Origin of the sequence: Winogradskyella bathintestinalis (assembly GCF_030407435.1) — a bacterium.
Lineage (GTDB): Bacteria > Bacteroidota > Bacteroidia > Flavobacteriales > Flavobacteriaceae > Winogradskyella > Winogradskyella bathintestinalis.
Genome location: NZ_JASDDK010000003.1, coordinates 250664 through 272181 on the forward strand (window position 1 = coordinate 250664; position 21518 = coordinate 272181).

General features: G+C 33.2%; 24 protein-coding genes. 7 read left to right on the forward strand and 17 right to left on the reverse strand.

The genetic code is table 11. The annotated features are described in order from the left end of the window. Positions 1-61 precede the first annotated feature (61 nt). The 4 genes from QMA06_RS10535 to QMA06_RS10550 form a co-directional block, all read right to left on the reverse strand. Positions 62-547 (reverse strand): acetyl-CoA carboxylase biotin carboxyl carrier protein subunit, encoded by a 486-nt coding sequence (locus QMA06_RS10535; RefSeq protein WP_290206814.1) that lies wholly within the window; start codon positions 545-547, stop codon positions 62-64. Between the two features lie 83 nt (positions 548-630). Further along, positions 631-1308, reverse strand: a complete 678-nt coding sequence (locus tag QMA06_RS10540; protein WP_290206815.1) for a PrsW family intramembrane metalloprotease — start codon at positions 1306-1308, stop codon at positions 631-633. Continuing rightward, positions 1305-1862, reverse strand: a complete 558-nt coding sequence (locus QMA06_RS10545; protein WP_290206816.1) for an NUDIX hydrolase — start codon at positions 1860-1862, stop codon at positions 1305-1307. Before QMA06_RS10545 ends, QMA06_RS10540 begins: the two co-directional genes overlap by 4 nt. 72 nt (positions 1863-1934) lie before the next feature. Then, positions 1935-3023: a M42 family metallopeptidase gene (locus QMA06_RS10550; protein WP_290206817.1), complete on the reverse strand. Its 1089-nt coding sequence runs from the start codon at positions 3021-3023 to the stop codon at positions 1935-1937. Between the two features lie 129 nt (positions 3024-3152). Between QMA06_RS10550 and QMA06_RS10555 the strand changes: the two genes are divergently transcribed. Both QMA06_RS10555 and trhA read left to right on the forward strand, forming a co-directional pair. Beyond that, the gene (locus QMA06_RS10555) at positions 3153-3842 is read left to right on the forward strand and encodes a DUF4294 domain-containing protein (protein WP_290206818.1); all 690 of its coding nucleotides are present in this window, start codon (positions 3153-3155) and stop codon (positions 3840-3842) included. Position 3843: 1 nt separating this feature from the next. Continuing rightward, the gene (gene trhA, locus QMA06_RS10560) at positions 3844-4470 is read left to right on the forward strand and encodes a PAQR family membrane homeostasis protein TrhA (RefSeq protein ID WP_290206819.1); all 627 of its coding nucleotides are present in this window, start codon (positions 3844-3846) and stop codon (positions 4468-4470) included. 8 nt (positions 4471-4478) lie between these two features. Here trhA and QMA06_RS10565 read toward each other — a convergent pair whose 3' ends face one another. The 3 genes from QMA06_RS10565 to QMA06_RS10575 form a co-directional block, all read right to left on the reverse strand. Next, positions 4479-5477, reverse strand: coding sequence for a lipoate--protein ligase (locus tag QMA06_RS10565; protein ID WP_290206820.1), 999 nt, complete (start codon positions 5475-5477; stop codon positions 4479-4481). A 194-nt stretch (positions 5478-5671) separates the two neighbouring features. Then, on the reverse strand, positions 5672-7819 hold the full coding sequence (locus QMA06_RS10570) for a M3 family metallopeptidase (protein ID WP_290206821.1): 2148 nt from the start codon (positions 7817-7819) through the stop codon (positions 5672-5674). Positions 7820-8031: 212 nt separating this feature from the next. Beyond that, positions 8032-8745, reverse strand: coding sequence for a peptidylprolyl isomerase (locus tag QMA06_RS10575; RefSeq protein ID WP_290206822.1), 714 nt, complete (start codon positions 8743-8745; stop codon positions 8032-8034). Between the two features lie 2 nt (positions 8746-8747). Between QMA06_RS10575 and QMA06_RS10580 the strand changes: the two genes are divergently transcribed. Both QMA06_RS10580 and QMA06_RS10585 read left to right on the forward strand, forming a co-directional pair. After that, positions 8748-9392: an NUDIX hydrolase gene (locus tag QMA06_RS10580; protein WP_290206823.1), complete on the forward strand. Its 645-nt coding sequence runs from the start codon at positions 8748-8750 to the stop codon at positions 9390-9392. A gap of 48 nt (positions 9393-9440) precedes the next feature. Then, positions 9441-10241 (forward strand): lysophospholipid acyltransferase family protein, encoded by an 801-nt coding sequence (locus QMA06_RS10585; RefSeq protein ID WP_290206824.1) that lies wholly within the window; start codon positions 9441-9443, stop codon positions 10239-10241. Between the two features lie 198 nt (positions 10242-10439). Here the strand turns inward: QMA06_RS10585 and QMA06_RS10590 are convergent, their stop codons facing one another. After that, positions 10440-11072, reverse strand: coding sequence for a hypothetical protein (locus QMA06_RS10590; RefSeq protein WP_290206825.1), 633 nt, complete (start codon positions 11070-11072; stop codon positions 10440-10442). 4 nt (positions 11073-11076) lie between these two features. Continuing rightward, on the reverse strand, positions 11077-11571 hold the full coding sequence (locus tag QMA06_RS10595) for an RNA polymerase sigma factor (protein WP_290206826.1): 495 nt from the start codon (positions 11569-11571) through the stop codon (positions 11077-11079). A 136-nt stretch (positions 11572-11707) separates the two neighbouring features. Between QMA06_RS10595 and QMA06_RS10600 the strand changes: the two genes are divergently transcribed. Next, positions 11708-12979 carry an NAD(P)/FAD-dependent oxidoreductase gene (locus tag QMA06_RS10600; protein ID WP_290206827.1) on the forward strand — a complete coding sequence of 424 codons (1272 nt, stop codon included), beginning with the start codon at positions 11708-11710 and terminating at the stop codon, positions 12977-12979. Positions 12980-12983: 4 nt separating this feature from the next. Here QMA06_RS10600 and QMA06_RS10605 read toward each other — a convergent pair whose 3' ends face one another. Further along, the gene (locus tag QMA06_RS10605; protein WP_290206828.1) at positions 12984-13658 is read right to left on the reverse strand and encodes a lysoplasmalogenase; all 675 of its coding nucleotides are present in this window, start codon (positions 13656-13658) and stop codon (positions 12984-12986) included. A gap of 167 nt (positions 13659-13825) precedes the next feature. On the opposite strand from QMA06_RS10605, the gene QMA06_RS10610 reads away from it, so the two are divergent. Both QMA06_RS10610 and QMA06_RS10615 read left to right on the forward strand, forming a co-directional pair. Beyond that, the gene (locus QMA06_RS10610; protein WP_290206829.1) at positions 13826-15976 is read left to right on the forward strand and encodes a TonB-dependent receptor; all 2151 of its coding nucleotides are present in this window, start codon (positions 13826-13828) and stop codon (positions 15974-15976) included. Between the two features lie 91 nt (positions 15977-16067). After that, positions 16068-16802 (forward strand): energy transducer TonB, encoded by a 735-nt coding sequence (locus tag QMA06_RS10615; protein ID WP_290206830.1) that lies wholly within the window; start codon positions 16068-16070, stop codon positions 16800-16802. A 54-nt stretch (positions 16803-16856) separates the two neighbouring features. Here QMA06_RS10615 and QMA06_RS10620 read toward each other — a convergent pair whose 3' ends face one another. From QMA06_RS10620 to QMA06_RS10650, 7 genes are all read right to left on the reverse strand, one after another. Next, the gene (locus tag QMA06_RS10620) at positions 16857-17384 is read right to left on the reverse strand and encodes a GNAT family N-acetyltransferase (RefSeq protein ID WP_290206831.1); all 528 of its coding nucleotides are present in this window, start codon (positions 17382-17384) and stop codon (positions 16857-16859) included. 131 nt (positions 17385-17515) lie between these two features. Further along, on the reverse strand, positions 17516-18577 hold the full coding sequence (gene arsB / locus QMA06_RS10625; RefSeq protein WP_290206832.1) for an ACR3 family arsenite efflux transporter: 1062 nt from the start codon (positions 18575-18577) through the stop codon (positions 17516-17518). Between the two features lie 3 nt (positions 18578-18580). Then, positions 18581-19213 carry an arsenate-mycothiol transferase ArsC gene (locus QMA06_RS10630; RefSeq protein ID WP_290206833.1) on the reverse strand — a complete coding sequence of 211 codons (633 nt, stop codon included), beginning with the start codon at positions 19211-19213 and terminating at the stop codon, positions 18581-18583. Between the two features lie 29 nt (positions 19214-19242). Beyond that, positions 19243-19710: a DUF6428 family protein gene (locus tag QMA06_RS10635; protein WP_290206834.1), complete on the reverse strand. Its 468-nt coding sequence runs from the start codon at positions 19708-19710 to the stop codon at positions 19243-19245. Between the two features lie 56 nt (positions 19711-19766). Further along, a complete protein-coding gene (locus QMA06_RS10640) occupies positions 19767-20096 on the reverse strand; it encodes an ArsR/SmtB family transcription factor (protein WP_290206835.1) in 330 nt (109 codons plus the stop codon). A gap of 118 nt (positions 20097-20214) precedes the next feature. Next, positions 20215-20565 (reverse strand): GIY-YIG nuclease family protein, encoded by a 351-nt coding sequence (locus QMA06_RS10645; protein ID WP_290206836.1) that lies wholly within the window; start codon positions 20563-20565, stop codon positions 20215-20217. 76 nt (positions 20566-20641) lie between these two features. After that, positions 20642-21481 (reverse strand): hypothetical protein, encoded by an 840-nt coding sequence (locus QMA06_RS10650; RefSeq protein ID WP_290206837.1) that lies wholly within the window; start codon positions 21479-21481, stop codon positions 20642-20644. Positions 21482-21518: the final 37 nt, after the last annotated feature.

Sequence of the window (21518 nt, forward strand, 5' to 3'; positions counted from 1 at the left end):
TTTACAATATTTTGACTTCGACTTCGCTAAGTCACCAAAAAGGTTGCAGGATAGAAAACAATTATATTTTAGTTTCAAACTCAATCAAAAGTGAATTTTTATCTACAGTTTCGCCTTGTTTTACATGTATGGATTTAATTTTTCCTTCTCTAGGGGAATGAATAACATTTTCCATTTTCATGGCTTCTAAAATTAATAAAGGATCGTTTTCTTTTACTTCTTGGCCCTCCGTTACATAAATTTCTAAAATTAGCCCTGGCATTGGTGCTTTAATATCTGTCACTTTTTTTGATGCTCCGATTTCAAAACCTAAAGCTTCAATTTGTTGGTCTAAAGCATTATAAATATCTACTTCATAAGTATTGTTATTCACTTTGATGGAATACATTTTATTGTTAAAGTCACTCTTTACAATTTCAGCTTTTATAGAGGTGTTATCATGTAAAATATGGAAGTCATTAGTAGAAGTGACTACAATGTCTAAGGATTCCAAGCTTTTCTCTGAAATATTAAAAGTTTGGTTATCGCTAACTTTTATTTTGTACATAGAATTGAGTATATTAAATAATTAGTAGGTAATCATTAAATTCATGGCAAAATATGAAATTATAAAGGTTTATTTTATGAATTTCACAAAGATTTAAAATTTGAATCTTTTTGATGGCGTTTTATCGCTTTTCGAGATAATGCGATTCCGATAATTAAAGAAACAAATGCACCAATAGAAATGCCTGGAATAAAATTGATAAATAGGAAGAAATCATAAGCACCATGAAACAGTACGGCCAAAAATAATCCCGCCATATTAAGTACAAATCTATATTTTGAGAATTTAGCCTTTCCCATGAAATACCCCATTAATATACCGAATGTCGCATGAGCAGGAACTGCTGTAAAAGCCCTTAAAATAGCAGTTTGATAACCACCATTGATAACATACATAATGTTCTCTGTACACGCAAAACCCATGGAAACCATTACGGCATAAATGATACCATCATACGGTTCATTGAAGGCTTTTTTGGTTTGTGCAAAGTATTTAACGATGATATATTTGCTGAATTCTTCTGATAAAGCAACAACGATGAATGCTTGTATAAATTGTTGTCCTACATTGTATTTGTCAGTTATAGGAATGAATCGGCCCGTAAATGCATATAAAATAAAAACAAGAATTATACTTACGATGGCACCAAGAAAAAAATTTAAAATTAGTAAACCTTTTGGCTCTTTTTCATATTTATCTTGTGCATAAATGTAAGTAATAATAGCAAGAATTGGAGCAATTGCAATGAGTATTAAATTCATAATTTATGTTTTTTAGTAATGGTTTTTGATATGAATTTGTAATAATCTGCATTGTTTGTTACAAAGTGATTATTAGTCTTGCTATTTTCTAAAAGTATTTTAAATTCTTCAAGTGAAACTAACTTTAGCGCTTCAACTTCCGCTTCTTGAATATTTAGTTGATTTAGTGGAGTTTTTAATTCAGCGATAAAAACCTGATGAAATTCATTGTCTTGGATCTGACCGTCAGCATAACTCGTTTCATGAAGAAAAACACCAATATGTTTTAGATCATTTGGTTCTAATCGTAATCCTATTTCTTCTTTAGTTTCTCTTAGTGCAGCTTCAATAAAAGTTTCACCAGCATCAATGTGGCCAGCAACTGAAACGTCCCAAAGCAGTGGGTAGATCGTTTTTTTATGCGAGCGTTGTTGTAATAATATTTCGGCTTTAGAGGTATACAACCAAACATGAACTGTATTATGGTATAAACCTTTGGAATGCGCCTCAGATTTTAAAGCGATTTGTCCTGTTGGTTTTCCAGATTTATCAACGATGTCAAGATATTCGTCCATAAAATTAAAAAACCTCAAAAGTTTGATACAGACATGAGTTCAGTATGCACTAACTTTTGAGGTTTGTTGTAGTTAATCGAAATAACTAAAAGTCTCTCCGTCTTTTATGTTAAGCAAGGTTTCATAAATTAATGTAATAACGTTTTCTACATCGTCTTTGTGCACCATTTCTACGGTTGTATGCATATAACGCAACGGTAAAGATATCAGTGCCGAAGCCACACCACCGTTACTATAAGCAAAAGCATCGGTATCTGTACCTGTAGCTCTTGATAAAGCTGCGCGTTGAAACGGTATCTTTTTGGCATCTGCAGTTTCTGTAATTAAATCACGCAATTTTTGTTGTACGGCAGGCGCATAAGCTACAACTGGACCTTTGCCAATTTCAGCATAGCCTTGTTTTTTCTGCTCAATCATTGGTGTTGTGGTATCGTGCGTTACATCTGTAACAATAGCCACGTTTGGTTTTATAGTTTCAGTAATCATTTGTGCACCACGTAAACCGATTTCTTCTTGAACAGAATTGGTGATATACAATCCAAAATCTAATTGTTTCTTGTTCTCATGTAGTAAACGCGCTACTTCGGCAATCATAAATCCTCCAACTCTGTTGTCTAAAGCACGACAAACAAATTTATCGTTATTCAAAATATGAAATTCATCGGGGTATGTGATGACACAACCGACATGTACACCCATTTCCTCGACCTCATTTTTATCTTTAGCACCAATATCAATGCAAATATTGTCTGGTTTCGGTGCATCTTCTTTCGATTTATTTCTGGTATGGATAGCTGGCCATCCAAAAACACCTTTAACTATGCCATTTTTAGTATGAATGTTAACCAATTTACTTGGAGCAATTTGGTGGTCGCTGCCACCGTTTCTAACCACATATAGCAAACCATTATCCGAAATATAATTTACGTACCAAGAAATTTCATCCGCATGGCCTTCAATAACCACTTTGTATTTCGCTTTTGGATTAATAACACCTACGGCAGAACCATAAGTATCTGTAATAAATTCGTCCACATACGGTTTTAGATAATCCATCCAGATTTTTTGGCCTTCCCATTCATAACCTGTAGGAGAGGCATTATTTAAATATTTTTCTAAAAAGTCCATTGACTTTTTATTTAGTAGTTGCTTTTTAGCCATAAGTGTAAAATTTTGCTTAAAAATAATAATATTAATACGAATTTAAGGTTTATGGATATATTAATTCATAATTTTGAAAATTGCCGAAAAGTTACCTTGTTTGGAATGATTTTAGCATGATAATTACTCATGAAGTATATAGTTTACATAACCTTATTATTTGCTTTTGTAGTGCATGGACAGCAAGATCCTGTTAAACAAGATTCTACAATAGTGAATTACATGATTATTGATGGGGATTCTATACCTGTTACCGCTGTAGAATTGAACGAAGTTTTGGTTTTACCGAGGTTAAAATTTGAAGACAAAGCGTCTAGAATCCGCTATATAATTCTAAGACGAAAAACTTTAAAAGTGTATCCATACGCAAAGTTGGCGGCTGAGCGTTTAGAAGATTTACAAAAGCGCTTAAATGCATTAGAACGTAATAGCGATAAAAGACGCTATGCTAAAATCATTCAGAATTATATTGAAGACGAATTTTCTGCTGAATTAAAAAAATTGACTAAAACTGAAGGTCAAATATTAGTAAAATTAATTCATAGACAAACTGGCAAAACAACGTTTGATCTTATTAAGGAACTACGAAGTGGTTGGCGTGCATTTTGGTTTAATAATACTGCCAAGTTGTTTGATATTTCTTTGAAGAAAGAGTTTGATCCTATCATTGAGGAAGAAGATTATTTAATTGAAGATATTTTACAACGCGCCTTTAGGAATGAACGGCTAAAACGCCAAGAACCAGCTTTTAATATTGATTTTTACGCTTGTGTAAATAAATGGTCTAAACCAAAGACGTCTTCTAATTCTAAAAGTTGATATGCGAATTCAAACCAGGCTCGAAGAACAACTTAATACTTGGACACATGGTTTTGGAGCACTTCTAGGTATTATTGCTTTAATTTTATTGATTACTAATGTAGATGATTCAAAACCTTGGCATTTATTTAGTGTTATAATCTACGGCGCATCTATTGTAATTTTATTTATGGCTTCATCTATTTATCATGCGGTAGAGGGCGAGACGTATAAACATAATTTTAGAATTGTTGATCATATTAGTATTTACTTCTTAATAGCTGGTACATACACGCCAGTTTTACTAATCTGTCTTACAGATAGTTTGGGTTGGCCTTTGTTTTGGACCGTATGGGGAATTGCTAGTTTTGGCGTTATTTTAAAACTCTTTTTTACAGGCCGATTTGAAATTGCTTCAACATTGTTGTATTTGGTAATGGGTTGGCTGATTGTTTTAGACCTTTCTAATGTGTCGGAAGCACTCGGATCGGGAGGCATGTTATGGTTGTCTGCAGGTGGTTTATTTTATACGGTCGGAATTATTTTCTACATAATAGAGCGTATTCCTTATAATCATGTGATATGGCATTTATTCGTCTTAGGCGGAGCAATTAGCCATTTTTTTATGATCTATTATTATGTATTATAAATGAATAACTAATCATTTCCGTACACCAAATTTATAAAATCCAACTTTTCAAATTGCCCAAAATAATTTTCAATGGAAACGTCTTTAAGTACATTTTTAATTTGAGGTTTATCATAAGGTACACCAATCAGTAAATTTTCAATTTCAGAAACGGGTTGTCTTCCAAAAAAATCTCCAAATATTTTAAATTCTGAAATTAATCCTTTTTCAACAAAAATTCGAAGGTCAATTTCACCTATAGAAAAGCGCTTATTTCGTTGAATATTAAATTTAGGGGAACGTCCAAAATTCCAATCCCATAAATCATATTTTTCGGCTTTTAACTCATGTACTGCTTTCCATTCGGCTTGAGTTAACTTATAGGTTTCAAAAGGTTCACTAGCTTCATACAAACCTATAAGTAATTGTTTTTTAAATTCCGCCATGGTGATTGGGGCTTTTAAGAACTCACTTATATTAGCCACACGACTTCTCACGGATTTATGACCTTTAGACTGTATTTTACTCATTTTAACTTGAAGCGCTTTTACCACTTCGCCCATATCGGTGTCGAACAATAATGTGCCATGACTAATCATACGTTTACCTGTGGAAAATTGAGCCGTTCCAGAAATTTTCTTCTCATCAACCAAAATGTCATTTCGACCCTTCAATTCGGCAGCAACTCCCATGTCATTCAGAACACTGATTACTGGTGCAGTAAATTTTTCAAAATTACTGATGCTTTTTCCATCGTGATTAGTAATAAAACTAAAATTGAGATTTCCCAAATCGTGATAAACGGCACCACCACCCGAAATACGTCGAACAACATGAATGCCATTGGCCTCAATATATTCTTGGTTAATTTCTTCTAAGGTATTTTGGTTACGACCAATGATAATGGATGGTTCGTTGATATAAAATAATAAATAATCGGTAGAGGAATCAAAATGTCTTAGGGCATACTCTTCTAATGCTAAGTTCAATTTTGGATTAGTGTTTCCCTCGTTATCAATAAAAATCATAGGAATTGTTTTTCTAGTAGCGCACCAAATTAATTATCTTATATTGTATTCGATGCTATGGTTATAATTCGAAACGCTTTATTCTATATTTAGGGTTAATATATAGTCTTGTCTTTCTGATATATTTTCAATGAAAATCTATCAGTTAAAATATTGAAAATCATTAACCCAATTTATTGGTAGAGAAAAAAAAATTAGCTCTTTGGTACGGCGAACCCTCGATCTCGCATTAAGGCATCAATTTTTGCATCTCGTCCTCTAAACATTCTATAGGAGTCCGCAGGATCCATGGCGTTACGCGGTGCAAATAAATATTTCACCAATTTATCAGCAACTTCTTTATCATAAAAACCACCTTCGGCTTCCCTAAAGGCTTCAGACGCATCACTTGTTAATACATCGGCCCACATGTAACCATAATATGCCGTGGCGTAACCTTCACCAGAAAATACATGCCCGAATTGCGGTGTTCTGTGACGCATAGGTAGCTCTTTTGGCATACCCAATTCATCTAAGGTTTCACGTTCAAATTTATCGATATCAATATCAGTTGGGTCCGCTAAATGCAATTTCATATCAATTAAAGCAGAGGCTAAATATTCTGTAGTACCAAATCCTTGGTTAAAGGTCGAAGCTTTCTTTATCTTTTCAACTAAAGCAGCAGGAATTGGTTCTCCTGTTTTATAGTGTACCAAGTATTTATTGATAACTTGGTCTGTAGATAGCCAACGCTCTAGTAATTGCGATTGGAATTCTGTATAGTCTCTAACCCCTCCATTTAAGGTTGGGTATTTTACATCGGCAGAAAAGAAATGCAATGCATGACCAAACTCATGAAAAAAGGTAGTCGCATCATCCCAAGAGACTAAAACAGCTTCCCCAGGTGCAGGTTTTACAAAGTTAGAATTGTTAGAAGCTAAAACATTTTTTTCGCCTTCAAAAGTATCAGAACTTCTATACGTGGTTGCCCAAGCTCCCGAGCGTTTACCTTCACGAGCATAAGGGTCTAAATACCATAAACCAATGTTTTTTCCAGAATCTTTGTCCGTAACTTCCCAAACTTTCACATCCTCATGAAATACTGGAACAGTACCTTCAGCAACTGGTGTGAATTTGTAATTAAACAGTTCGCCAGCCACGAAGAACATAGCATCGGTTAGTTTGTCTAACTGTAAATATTGTTTCACTTCGTCGCTATCTAAATCGTATTTCTTTTTACGCACTTTCTCTGCATAAAATCTGTAATCCCAAGGCTCTATAGTTATATTGTTACCAAGTTCGTTAGCTACCGTTTGCATATCCGCTACTTCTTCTTTAACTCTTGCGGTTGCGGCTGGCCAAACTTTTAACATAAGATCCATAGCGTTTTTAGGTGTTTTTGCCATACGGTCTTGTAATCTCCATTCGGCATAATTGTCGTAACCCATTAACCCAACACGCTCTTTACGTAATTTTAAAATTTCGGCAATAATATCGTTATTGTCATATTCATCGGCATTATCACCTCTGGAATAGTAGTTTTCCCAAACTTGTTTTCGCAATTCACGCTCCGTAGAGTAGGTGAGAAATGGATCGATTGACGAGCGCGTATTAGTAATAGCATATTTACCGTCTTCTCCTTTGTCTTTAGCTATTTTTGCAGCCGATTTTATAAATCCGTTAGCTAATCCGCCTAATTGATTTTCATCTAAATAGGTAATATAATTTTCTTCATCGTGTAAAACATTGTTGGCAAAATCGGTATAAAGTGTAGAAAGTTCTTTGTTGATTTCGGCATATCTTTTTTTCTGATCGGCATTAAGGTTGGCGCCATTCATTTCAAACTGCTTATAGGTTAAATCTACGACGCGCTGTTTTTGAGGTTCTAAAGGTGTTTTTTGAGAAGATTCATAAACTGTCTTAATACGCCGAAATAATTTTTCGTTTTGAGAAATTTGAGACCTGAAATCCGAAATTTTAGGTGCTAACTCTGACTGAATAGCTCTAAATTCTGGTGATGAGACATTACTTCCCATTATACCATAATAAGTATAAACACGGTTTAAGGCTTTACCTGCACTTTCCATAGCAACAATAGTATTTTGAAAAGTAGCAGCTTCTGGGTTGTTGGCTATAGCTTCAATTTCTTCAAGATTAAGCTCCATAGCTTCTACCATTGCTGGTTTTATAGATTCAATAGACATTTTATCAAAGGCAGGAACACCATTATAAGGTCCGGTCCATTCTTGGAGAAGTATATTATCGTTCATGGCTTTTTCGCTTGTTTTTTTCGTGTCTTCGTTACAGCTTGCAAATAAAACAAGACTGCAAATTATGGTAGCTTTAATCGACTTGGAAATCATTTGTGGTAGTTTTTAATGGTCTAAATTTGATGAAAATTTTTTAAGCATTCAAGGTAAATAAAATCCCGTAGTAGAGTCTTAAATATTTTATAATTATTAGTCAATATTTATAAATAAAGGTTGAGACTCCCGATGCTCAGGGAGCTGATATGTACACTAAGATATCAATACAAATTTTAGTATTCGATAATCACTGAAATTGTTTGAAAATATTAATCGATAATTTCCACTTTCTTAATATAAACATTCTTCAAAGGCCACTCACCATCATCGGTTTCTACTTCTGCAATTTTATCCACCACATCCATTCCTGAAATGACTTCTCCAAAAACGGTATAGTCGCCATCGAGATGTAAAGCTCCGTCTGATTTCTGAACAATAAAAAATTGATAAGGAGAAGCTAGTTTGTAGGCGTTTTCAATTTCACTGCTCGGCATACTAACCGCTCCTCTTTTGTGGATATAACCGCGTTTAGTATCTGGAGGTAAAAGATAACGACCTATTTTCTTTCTTTTGTCGTAAAGATTATAACCATCACCACTGCCGCCTTGAATGACAAAATTATTAACCACTCTGTAAAATTGTGTGTTATTAAAATAGTTGCGTTTGGTTAAATAGATAAAATTGGCACGATGAAATTTTGTTTTATCATAAAGTTGAATATCTATAATTCCAAAATCTGTGGTTATTCGTACTTTATCTTCCTTGTTATCCTTTTCGTATTCCAAAAAGAATTCCATAGCATTGTCGTCTGTTAGTTTTGGATATTCTGACGGTATTTTCTTTTTTGATTTTTTCTTAGTTGCAGCAATAGTTGAATCTTTTGCAACAGTTGTATTTGTTTTTTTTGAACTTTGTTTATCTTCACAATTCAGAAGTAATAATCCCATGGTTATAAACATTGGAAACAATAATTGAAATCTCATAAATGCTATTTAGTACGTTTTTAGAATCTGTAGTAAAAATAAAACATCTAGAATTGTCTGGCGAAGACTCGCATGCTAAAATGTCTCCTCCTTATCGTTTAGAGCTGGCAGAGAAAATGAAAGCGAAATCTAAACCTCCTAGAAAAGCGGCTGTTATGGCATTATTTTATCCAAATACCGCAGATGAAACTCATTTAGTACTTATTCTTCGTAAAACGTATAGAGGCGTGCACTCCGCACAAGTTGGTTTTCCCGGCGGAAAATATGAGGATGATGATAACAATGATTTACAGCAAACTGCCATAAGAGAAACCGAAGAAGAGATTGGGGTTGCGCGCATGCATATTGATGTTTTAAAAAAAATGTCTCCATTATACATACCGCCAAGTAATTTTATGGTGCATCCATACATCGGAATTTCCAAAGAATATTTAATTTTCACCAAGCAAGATGAAGAAGTAGAAGCAATCATTGAAGTAAAGCTCACGGATTTTTTAAGTAAAAAAAACACATTAACGGCAACAGTACCAACTTCTTTTGATGTCGAAGTTGATGTGCCAGCTTTTAAATTTAACAATCATATTGTTTGGGGAGCAACCGCTATGATGCTTGGAGAAATAAAAGACTTGCTTAAACAAGTTTTATAGCGTATCTTATTTATTACATTTGCAATCGATAAAATTTGAAAATTTACTATGGGATTATTTAAAAGAAATCCTTTCGGACATATACTTTGGGTTAAGAAATGGTTGATTAGAATCTTAGGAGCTGCCACACACAGACGCTTTAGAGGATTTAATGAATTACAGATAGAAGGTTCTGATATTATTAAGAACTTACCTGATACCAATGTGTTGTTTATTTCTAATCACCAAACCTATTTTGCTGATGTCGTTGCTATGTTTCACGTATTTAATGCGAGTTTAAGCAATCGCGAAGATTCTATTAAGAATATCGGTTACTTATGGAACCCTAAACTTAACATTTATTATGTGGCTGCTAAGGAGACGATGAAGGCCGGACTTCTACCTAAAATTTTAGCGTATGTTGGTTCTATTAGTATCGAACGAACATGGAGATCAGAGGGCAAGGACGTTAACCGGCAGGTAAAAATGAGTGATATTTCTAGTATTGGAACCGCTTTGAATGATGGTTGGGTAATTACGTTTCCGCAAGGCACAACGACACCTTTTAAACCTATACGAAAAGGAACTGCACATATAATAAAGCGCTACAAGCCAGTAGTTGTACCCATAGTGATAGATGGCTTTAGACGTTCTTTCGATAAAAAAGGACTAAGAATTAAAAAGAAAAACATTTTTCAATCTTTTGAAATAAAACAACCATTAGAAATAGATTACGAGAATGAATCGATTGATAGTATCGTTGAAAAAATTGAGTATGCCATTGAGCAACATCCTTCATTCTTGAAAGTAATTCCACAAGATGAACTTGAAGAAATGGAACGTATGAATCAGGAATTACGCGATATGTAATTTAAGTTTTAATAGGCGGTGCGCAATTTTAATCTGTGACGTAGGAATCTAATTCACTTTTTTTATTTGCACCGCCGCTCCAATATCTATTTAGATAGTAAAAATTTTATAATTTAATTTCCTTAGGGCAGATAAATCTTTATTCGTTAGGCATCACATTTCACGTTTCTCACTTACCACTTCCTGCTTCCAACCTTCTTATACTTCCAGCTTCTTCAATTCTTTGTAATTCCTGTTTAATCTTTTAATTAATATTCCATAGATTAACTTGTAAAATAACCAAATAAAAACTAGAAATATAGTCGTAATTCCAATAGCAATTAAGGCCATAATAACCAATTGCATAGTTGTTGCAGCTTCTAATTGCTGTGTGATTTCAGGATGTTCATTAATTGAAAAATACAGCGATACGGGGATGCTGATTACTGCAATTAATAAATTGTAGAGCACATAATATTTAATCACCTTTCTGGTCTTTAAAATACTTTCCATAAGTTTCTTTGCATTATCAGTAACCGAGATTGCTTTGTGTGCATTCCAAAGAAGATATACAAATAGAATTATAACTGTATAGCTTAAAATGTTTAATCCAATATATATCCAACTATGGCTCATGTCTTCAAGTTGAGCTTTCATTTTATCGGAAACCATGAAAGGTAAACAATTAATTAAAATCCAAAATCCCAATTCAGCAATACTTATATAAAATAAAGTTTTTACAATTGAAGATGACTTTTTATGTAGCATTGGATATAAATCAACGTCCGAGTAATTCTTAAACGCTGCGGTATCTTTATTCCAATTTTTCTTTAATAATTCTAATTCATCCATAATATTACGGATTTAGTATGGTTCTTAATTTCTTTTTCACACGATTCATTTTTACTCGTGCGTTAACTTCAGTTATACCTAAGGTTGCACTTATTTCTCTGTAGTTTTTATCTTCTAAATACAAAAAAATTAATGCCTTTTCAATATCATTGAGTTGATGGACCGCTTGGTATAATAATTTTAATTGCTGCTCTTCTGTATCATCATATTCATCCGCTTTTATTTTGAATTCTACAGCATCAAATTCTTGAGTATTAATGCGTCTTTTCGATTTTCTGTATAACGTAATGGCCGTATTTAATCCAACCCGGTACATCCAAGTACTAAACTTAGCCTCACCTCTAAATTTAGGAAATGCGCGCCATAACTGTATGGTGATTTCTTGGAACAAATCGTTATGCGCATCTGCATTGTTGGTGTATAATCGGCACACCTTATGTACAATGTTTTGATGTTTTTGCAACTGTTCTACAAAACTATGTTCTAGTTCTTTATTCAATTGATTAAATTGGTTGGTTATATAATTAGTATTGCAATATTATGTTTTGTTACAAATTTATTCAACTATTGTTTTAAAAGGTGATTTTCGTTTCGAATATTCGTATTTTTGTTTGTGAAAATCCAATTATTGTTTAATGAACATTCCCCAATCAAATTTACCAAGAGTTGTCATTATTGGTGGTGGCTTTGCCGGTATTAATTTAGTGAAAACATTAGCCAATAAAAATTTTCAAATTGTACTAATTGATAAACATAATTACCACACCTTTCAACCATTATTGTACCAAGTATCAAGTTCTGGGCTAGAACCAGATTCGATAGCATATCCCTTACGAAAAATTATAAAAAAGCATAAAACTAGTTTTTTTCGTTTGGCCGAAGTACAACAGGTAATTCCAGAAAAGAATGAAATTATTACGTCTATTGGTCATTTAGCTTACGATTATCTCATCATTGCAACAGGCACAACAACCAATTATTTTGGTAATAAAGCGATTAAAGATAGCAGCATGCCTATGAAATCTGTGCCAGAAGCTCTTGATATAAGAAGTTTAATTCTACAAAATTTTGAAAAAGCAGCGATTGCAGATTCTCCTGAAAAACGACGTGCCCTATTAAATTTTGTTATTGTTGGGGCTGGCCCAACCGGTGTAGAACTTGCAGGTGCTATTGCGGAACTCAAGAATAATATTTTACCTAGGGATTATCACGATTTAAATCCAAAAGACATGCATATTCATCTGTTGGAGGGGGCCGAAAGGGTACTACCACCGATGAGTGAGCACGCTTCTAAAAAAGCCAATAAATTCTTAGAAAACTTAGGAGTAAATGTGCATTGCAATACGTTTGTAAAACATTACGATGGTTTCACGGTTACCACCAATACTGAGTTGAAAATGAAATCTGAAACCTTAATATGGGCAGCTGGGGTAATAGGTGCTCCAATACAAGGTTTAAAAGCTGAAGCTTTAATGGAGAAAACAAATCGTTATCGTGTAAATCAATATAATCAAATTGAAAATTACACCAATATTTTTGCTGTTGGAGATATTGCTCTGATGTCAACCAAGGCTTACCCTAATGGACATCCTCAAGTGGCTCAACCGGCCATTCAGCAGGGCAAATTATTAGGGAAGAATTTACAAAGGTTAATCGATAAGAAGTCTTTAAAACCTTTTGAGTACAATGATAAAGGTTCTATGGCCACCATTGGAAGAAATAAAGCCGTGGTAGATTTAAAACATTACAAATTTGGAGGTTTTCTTGCTTGGTTTATTTGGATGTTCGTACACCTTATGTCTTTAGTCGGATTTAGGAATCGCGTAATCATTCTTTTTAATTGGACTTACAATTATATTAATTTCGATAAAGCCGCTCGCTTGATAATTAGACCATTTAGAAAGTAACATTTTAACTATTTTTCAATTTCAAAATTCCTATAACAATTAGATATTGTGCCAATGCATAGGTCACCATAATACTAATATTGGAATAGGGCATAGGTTGATAAAACTTATTGAGGGCTAAGATACTATCTGAAATCATAAAAAATAAAGCACCTATAAAAACTAGACGGTAACTCCATATATTCACTTTCTTAATTCTTAAATAGGAAGAAGTAGCCATACTTAAAATAACTAACATATATATAATAACAGGAATAAGCATTACGCCTAAATTATCCTTCAAAAAATAGAATAAACCCGTCGCATATATTAGTAATAAAATTATAAATCCGACTGGTGACTTTTCTTTATTGCGATGTTTTAGAAACACTATAACATACATGATATGTGCCGTTAAAAAGGCTAGCAAACCCAGCGTAAAAAAGTGTGGTGATTTATCTACAAACATCAATAAAATATCACCAAGTAGAGAAAATACGAGTGCTAGTAGTGTTAAGTTTTTAATAGATGTTGTTAGAGATTCAGAAGTTCTTACAAACAAAATTATTAAGCTGATGACTATAGCTGGTTTTGCGAAGTAATGAACCATATGCAAGGACTCTAAACTTGCGGATAAAAGTTCTATAAGTACTATTACCAAAAATAAGGCACTAAAATATTTTTCGTTTTTCGATAGCATAAATGTTGATTTTAATCAAAGATATTCAATTCATCAATAAAATTATACAATTCAGAATATTAGAATTCTTTTAGGAAATGAAATTATAGAAGTTTGTCTCATCAATTGGTCTTGAATGTGTTTCAGGGCCTTAATCTTAAAAAAACGAACTTTAAATTAACCAAAAGATGAACAAGCTAATCACTTTCATAATTATACTATTTTTTAATATAGGTTATACTCAAACCACTATTTCTGGAAATGTAATCGATGTAAATAATCAACCACTAATTGGCGTAAACGTATATTTAGATGGCACTTACGATGGTGCAAATACTAATGAAAATGGAAATTTCTCATTTTTAACCAATGAAAAAGGAACACAAACATTAATTATTTCTTTTCTATCTTTTGAAACAAAATCAATTATAAATGAGGTGTCAACAATGCAGAATCTTATTATTAAATTAAGGGAAAGTGTAGAAACTTTAGAGGCTGTGGTTATTAGCGCAGGAACTTTTGAAGCTAGCGACAACAGTAAAGTTTCAGTTTTAAAACCTTTAGATGTCGTCACCACTGCAAGTGCTTTAGGAGATTTTGTTGGTGCGTTGCAAACCTTACCAGGAACATCTAATGTTGCAGAAGATGGGCGTTTGTTTGTGAGAGGCGGTAATGCAGATGAAACCCAAATATTTATCGATGGTATTCGTGTTTTTACACCTTATACACCAACCACCAATAATATTCCTACTCGTGGAAGATATTCTCCATTTTTATTTGATGGTATAACGTTTTCCACAGGCGGTTATTCTTCAGAATTCGGACAAGCATTATCTAGTGTTTTACTTTTAAATACTATAGACGAACCCGTACAAGAAAAAACTGATGTTAGTATTATGACTGTTGGAGCAGCGCTCGGAAACACCCAAAAATGGGAAAAATCATCCCTAAGTTTTAATGTGTCTTTCATCAATTTGGCCCCCTATTTAGATATTTTTGAAGATAAAAATAACTGGCACAAACCCTTTCAAGGTGCGCAAGGTGAAACCGTTTTTAGACAAAAATTAAATAATGGTCTGTTAAAATTTTATGCAGCTTTTGACACTTCTAAATTTGAATTAACTCAAGAAGATATCAACTTAAGCGAAGGATTAAACTATAAACTAAGCAATAATAACTTCTATCTAAACTCATCTTACAAAGGAAGTTTAGGGAAAAGTTGGAGTATCCAAACTGGCTTAAGTTATACGTTTGCAGATACAGATATTGGAATTCAGACGAGCGAAATTATTGATATAGAAAATTCTGCCCATATAAAAGTGAAGTTAAAAAAACGTTTCAGTAGTCGGTTTAAACTTAGTTTTGGTGCCGAACAATTTATAACAGATTTTGAAGAAAATTACAAGGACGACGCATTAGAGTCCACTTATGGTTTTAATAACAATATAACAGCTGCATTTGTAGAAACAGATTTGATTTTTTCAAAAAAACTAGCTTTAAAATTAGGATTACGAGCCGATTATAGTTCAATTTTCAAAACAACCGACATTGCCCCTAGAGCAGCAATTGCTTATAAAAGTTCAAAGAATGGTCAGTTTTCATTAGCCTATGGTAATTTTTTTCAAAACCCAAATAGTGCGATTCTAAAATTTAATACAGATGTAAGTGCCGAGCAGACTTCTCATTATATATTAAATTACCAACACGTTAACAACGGTAAAATTTTTAGAGCAGAAGCTTATAAAAAAAATTATGAGAATTTGATAAAGTTCGATTCTGAAGTTGAAAGCTTTGATAGGAATTTTAATTCCTCAGGGCATGGATTTGCACAAGGAGTCGATTTATTTTGGAGAGATAATACTGGTATTAAAAATATGGATTATTGGGTAAGTTATTCCTATTTAGATACCGAACGCAATTACAGAAATTTTCAATCTACTGCCCAACCGAGTTATGCGACTAATCATAATTTGTCTATTGTTGGAAAGTATTGGTTAGACCATTGGAAAAGTCAAATCGGTGTGTCTTATGGTTTCTCATCTGGAAGACCATATACCGACCCGAATACGAATGAATTTTTACGTGAGCGTACAAAATCATTCCATAATCTGAGTTTAAACTGGGCGTATTTACTCAGCCCTCAAAAGATATTATACTTTTCCGTTAATAATGTTTTAGGATTTAAGAACATAAACGGGTATCAATATGCCGATACTCCAAACTTTAATGGACAATTTAGCAGAAGAGCATTAACGCCAGCAGCAGACCAATTCTTTTTTATGGGGTTCTTTTGGACGATTAGCGATAATGGGACTGATAATCAGTTAAATAATTTATAGGTTTTATTTTTTCGATTTAAAGGTTAACATGATTTTTGTCATGCTTTTTCTCTTTATTGATGGGTAACTTTATAGTATAAAATTATTCGTCATGGAACTCAAAAAAAACCCGAAAGCCAATGTAGGTCGAAACAGCAGTTTATATTTTGCTGTTGGCTTAAACGTAATGTTACTCCTTACATATTTAGGATTAGAACATAAGACTTACGATACGCAAAACACGAAAATCGATATTTTAATGGTCGATGATTTTGAAGATGAAGATATCCCAATTACAACGATAGATATACTTCCTCCACCAGCTCCTCCCACTCAAAAAGCAATGGTTACAGAGGTCATTGCCGTTGTGGAAGACGTTGTAGATATTGAAGAAAGTGTCATTGAAAGCACGGAAGTAGGACAAGATGATATTATTGACGATCGTGAGGTTGGTATTGAAGATGTGGCCGTTGTAGAAGTAGAAGAACATATTGAAGTACCTTTTGCGGTGATTGAAAAAGTACCACAATTTCCAGGATGTACAGGTAATAACGCAGAATTAAGAGCATGTTTTGAACAAAAAATTCAAGAACATCTTCAGAAAAATTTTAGATATCCTGTCACCGCTGCAGAACTTAACATACAAGGTAAAGTATTTGTATTCTTTTTAATCGATCATACAGGAAAGGTCACAAAAATTAAAAGTAGAGGTCCAGATCAACTATTAGAAACTGAAGCCGAGCGTATTATAAGTTTGCTTCCAACAATGATACCTGGCAGACAACGTGATAGAAGTGTGAGCGTACCTTATAGTATTCCTATAAATTTTAAATTACACCAGCAATAGCATCTTAAAATTTTTATAATAATAACAACAGAATCCCAGAAATGGGATTTTGTTTTATATAAAAGGATTTTTTAAGTTATACCAATTATGGCGTACGTTGTTATATACAAAAGAGCCTGAAACCGACATGCCAATGTTTTTTAAAATAGTGTTAGAAGCCATATGATTAACGTCTGCAGCTGCCGCAATTTCCTTCAGTCTTAAATCTTTAAATCCATAATTTAAAGATGCTAAAGCCGCTTCTGTAGCCATACCCTTTCCCCAAAATTGTTCTTTAAGCCTGTAACCCAAATCGTAATAATTAAATTCTTTTCTCAAATGTCTTTCATATTTAATTCCAGCCCAACCTATAAATTCATTTGTAGATTTTTCAATGACGGCCAATCGACCTAATCCGTACGTTTTATATTGTTCTAGGATATTTGCAATCATAGCTTCAGATTCTTTAATAGTTTTTACGGGTTTATTTCCTAGAAATACATGAACCTTTGGATTAGAGTCCAATTCGAAAAAACCCTGCAAATCTGCTTCTGTAATTGGTCTTAAGATGAGTCGTTTTGTAGTGATATTATTAAAATTCATATATATTACTTAAAACTTTTATATGCATTATATAGACTATAGCGTATACTTTTTTCAATATTTACATTGATAGATCGAAACAAAAGTAATGCTAGAGATTATTATGAATTACTGCAATGCGTTTATAGATACTATTCTTGTTTTACAATTGTATTAGGCTTATCATAATATTTCTTTTTTAGCCTAAACGATATTCTAACTAATAATATCAGAGCGGGCACTTCAACCAAAGGTCCAATAACACCTGCAAAAGCTTGTCCTGAATTCAATCCGAAAACAGCTATGGCAACGGCTATTGCCAGTTCAAAATTATTTCCTGCTGCGGTAAATGCTACGGCAGTTGTTTTATCGTATTCGGCACCGGTCGCTTTTGTAAAGAAAAAACCGATGATAAACATTAGTGTAAAATAAATTAATAATGGTATCGCAATGATAACAACATCCATAGGGATTTGAACTATTAATTCACCTTTTAATGAAAACATTATTACAATTGTAAATAATAAAGCAATTAAAGTTAATGGTGAGATGGCTGGTATAAATTTAGTTGAATACCAGTCTTCTCCTTTAAGTTTCACTAAAATCAAACGGCTTAAAATTCCCAATGCAAAGGGTATTCCTAAATAAATGGCGACACTTTCTGCAATAGTGGCAATTGAAATGTCAACGATTGCACCTTCGAATCCGAAATAGGGGGGGAGTACCGTAATAAAAATCCAAGCATAAAAACTATAAGCAAAGACTTGAAATATACTATTTAAAGCTACTAATCCTGCACCATATTCACTACTACCTTCGGCTAAATCATTCCATACTAAAACCATAGCAATGCAACGTGCTAAACCAATTAATATCAATCCGACCATATACTCTGGATAGTCTCGTAAAAATAAGATAGCCAAAAAGAACATTAAAACTGGGCCAATTATCCAATTGAGAATTAATGAAATTGATAGAATCTTAGTATTTCGAAATACCCTTGGCAAAAGCGCAAAATTTACTTTGGCTAAGGGTGGATACATCATAACAATTAAACCAATAGCAATTGGAATATTGGTGCCGCCACTACTATAAGAATTCACAATTTTTGGGAATGATGGATAAAAATAGCCAATGCCAACACCAATCGCCATCGCTGCAAATATCCATAGCGTTAAATAACTATCTAAAAAGTTAAGTTTTTTTAATGCCATTTTTTAGGAATTAATTTGAGAGAAAATGTAAAATAATTCAGTAGCAATTTGAAGACTCCGCTCGTTATATTTTTCTGCTTGTTGCGGTGTTTGATCAAAAGCCTTTGGATCGTCAAAAGTTATGGGTATTCGCTGTTCTGCGCCAGGTATAAACGGACATGCGTCATCGGCTTGCGAACAAGTCATTATGGCTGCAAAATTTGATTTAGGATTAAAATCATCTCCAAAGTTTTTCGAAAAACCAATTATTGGTGCATCGTTATCGGCGTATTTAATACTGTAAATGGGATTCTTTCCTTCGGAAAGGGTATTAACTATGAAACCAGAATTTTTTAAAGTTTCAGCAACCATCGGGAACAAAGCTGTCGCTTCTGTACCACCAGAATAAGAAAATACATTTTTAATATTAAAGTATTTTGCCATGGTCTGTGCCCAGACTTGAGACAAGTGACTGCGTCGCGAATTATGAGTGCAAATAAAACTAATTATAACGTTCTGCTGATTAGACGCCTTCGTTTGAATAAATTCAATGAGTGGTTGTAAAACAGTTTTGCGTTCCTCAGAAATAGTTTCGGGCTTGAGCGTCTTAATTATTTTCTCTATTTCTGAATATAATGTGTCTTGTGAAGATATCAATTTTCATATAATTATTAATGAATGTTCAACTAGCAGCAACCACTTCCAGGTGCGCAAGAATTTCCAGATTGGATTTCAGAAAACTGTAATTTTGGTTTTTCTTCAGGAATACCACATTGATCCTTCGCCAAGCAATCGGTTTGTTTATTGGTCAATAAGAAATGGACACCATCAAAGTCAAGACCGAATTTTCCAATGGTATCTCCTTGGTATTCTACTTCTATTTCTAAATCTTCGATGCCTAAAACTTTTTCGGACAATTCAATAATGTTTATCAATTTTTCAGGGTGCAATCTATGGTCGTAATCGTTAGCGTTCCATAATTGAAAATTAACCACTTCTTCGTTTCTTACCGTGCCACCGCAATCAATAAAGTGTTTAGTTATTTTTCCCACTTCAGTAACGTGAAAGTGGTTTGGGACTAATTCACCATTTGGTAATTGAAAAGAAATGGTTTCTAATTGATTCAGTTTGTTTTTTACGTCTGATAATTTCATAATATATTTTGGTTATTTGTTTATTGCGATTATACGATTAATGATTTGAAATTTTTTTAGCAACATTCCGTATTAGAGAGGTCTTGATCTAAAAACTGAAGCATAACTTCTTTCATTTTAGTCCAATTTTCGGTATCTATACAATAGCAAACACTGGTCCCTTCAACATTTCCTTTTATGAGACCTAAATGTTTCAACTCCTTTAAATGTTGAGAGATGGTAGGTTGCGCTAATCCAATTTCGTTGACCAGGTCACCACAGACACAAGTATTCATTTTATATAAATACTGTAAAATTGCTACTCTTGCAGGATGCCCAAAAGCTTTTGCAAACAAGGAAATCTCGTTTTGCTGATCAGTAAATATTTCAGTTTTTGCTAATCCCATTATTATTTAATTTGTTCATTGCAATATTACGATGAATATGTGGTCAGACAAAATATTTTAACACAAATTTCAAAAAACTGAAAATATGTAAGAACATGGTGGACTTTGAAATTGCCGATTAGTTAAACCAAACGGCATAACCTTCGCGACGTAGTTCTAAGGCAATTTGTTCTTCTGCCTCTAGCGCTTCGGCTCTTGTGAAAAAAGGGTCTATGTGATTAAAAAGACTAGGGCGCAAATACGTACCATATTTCTCGACAATATTAGAAGAAATTTTGTGACCTTTCTTATTCCTATGACCAGTTTTATGTTGCAAAAAACGCTCTTTTGGTGATTTGCTCGTCATACCAACATATAGACATTCTAAAACTCCGTTAAATTGTGGGTTGGCCTTTCTGAACTTTGTGTTTTCAGTATAAACCCGTTTAGAAAGTTCAATAACGTATATTGTATAAAGGGTTTTTGGCATTTCACTAAAAGATGTGAATTAACTCTAAATTGAAATTAAAATTTAATCTATAAACCTGCAATTAAATATCAGTTATTCAGTCTTTTTTAAAAGAAGCTTTAGTTAAATTATTGTTGAATTTTATGTCTGACCAATTAACATTAACCCAAGGATCGTCAGAAACGTCAGCGTTCCAAGTCGAGGCTTTATATTGTCGTTTTGTAGGAATTAATAAGCCATCAACAGACTCATATTGAAGCGTCATTAAAAAAGGAATTTCCATTTTTCCGAAATCCGCAACTGTAAATAAAAATTGATCAACCAAAGATGTGTCTTTATTTATGTATAATTGATAAATATCTGTAGGTGCATCAGTATCTGTTTGAAACGTAATTTTTACAACGTTGTAATTTTTACCGTCAATAGATGTCTCTTCAATGAATTCATAATTTAAATTTGGATCTAGCAATTTTTGAAACATGGTGAACCAATAGAAGTTTGTTGGCCTATTAAAAGCAACTTTTTCTAAATACGCTTTCTCGTTTACTATTTTTCCCTCGTGTTTTAACCAAAATTCTTTCCCGTCATAACCTTGTTCAATTAAACCATTTAGTTCAGCTAAAGTGCGCTCATGTTTATTATAAGCACCATACGATAATTCTCCATCAAACATATATTTCTCGGTTGAAATATCCGTCTTTCCATCTGGTGTTTGGTAAGTGTAGGTATAAATTACGTCTTTCTTTTTACTAAGTTGACTATAGTTTCCCACTTTCTGAACCATATTATACACAAGTTCATGACCTTTATTTTGAAATACTTGGTTTGTTTCACTAGTTGTTTCAACGTCTTTTTCATGGATTGTTTTCGGATTATCATTTTTACAAGACAAAACAAAAGTTATTAATAGAATATTGAATAAGTATGATAATTTCATGTAATAGGATTTTGGTTAATTGATTTTAATTAAAATG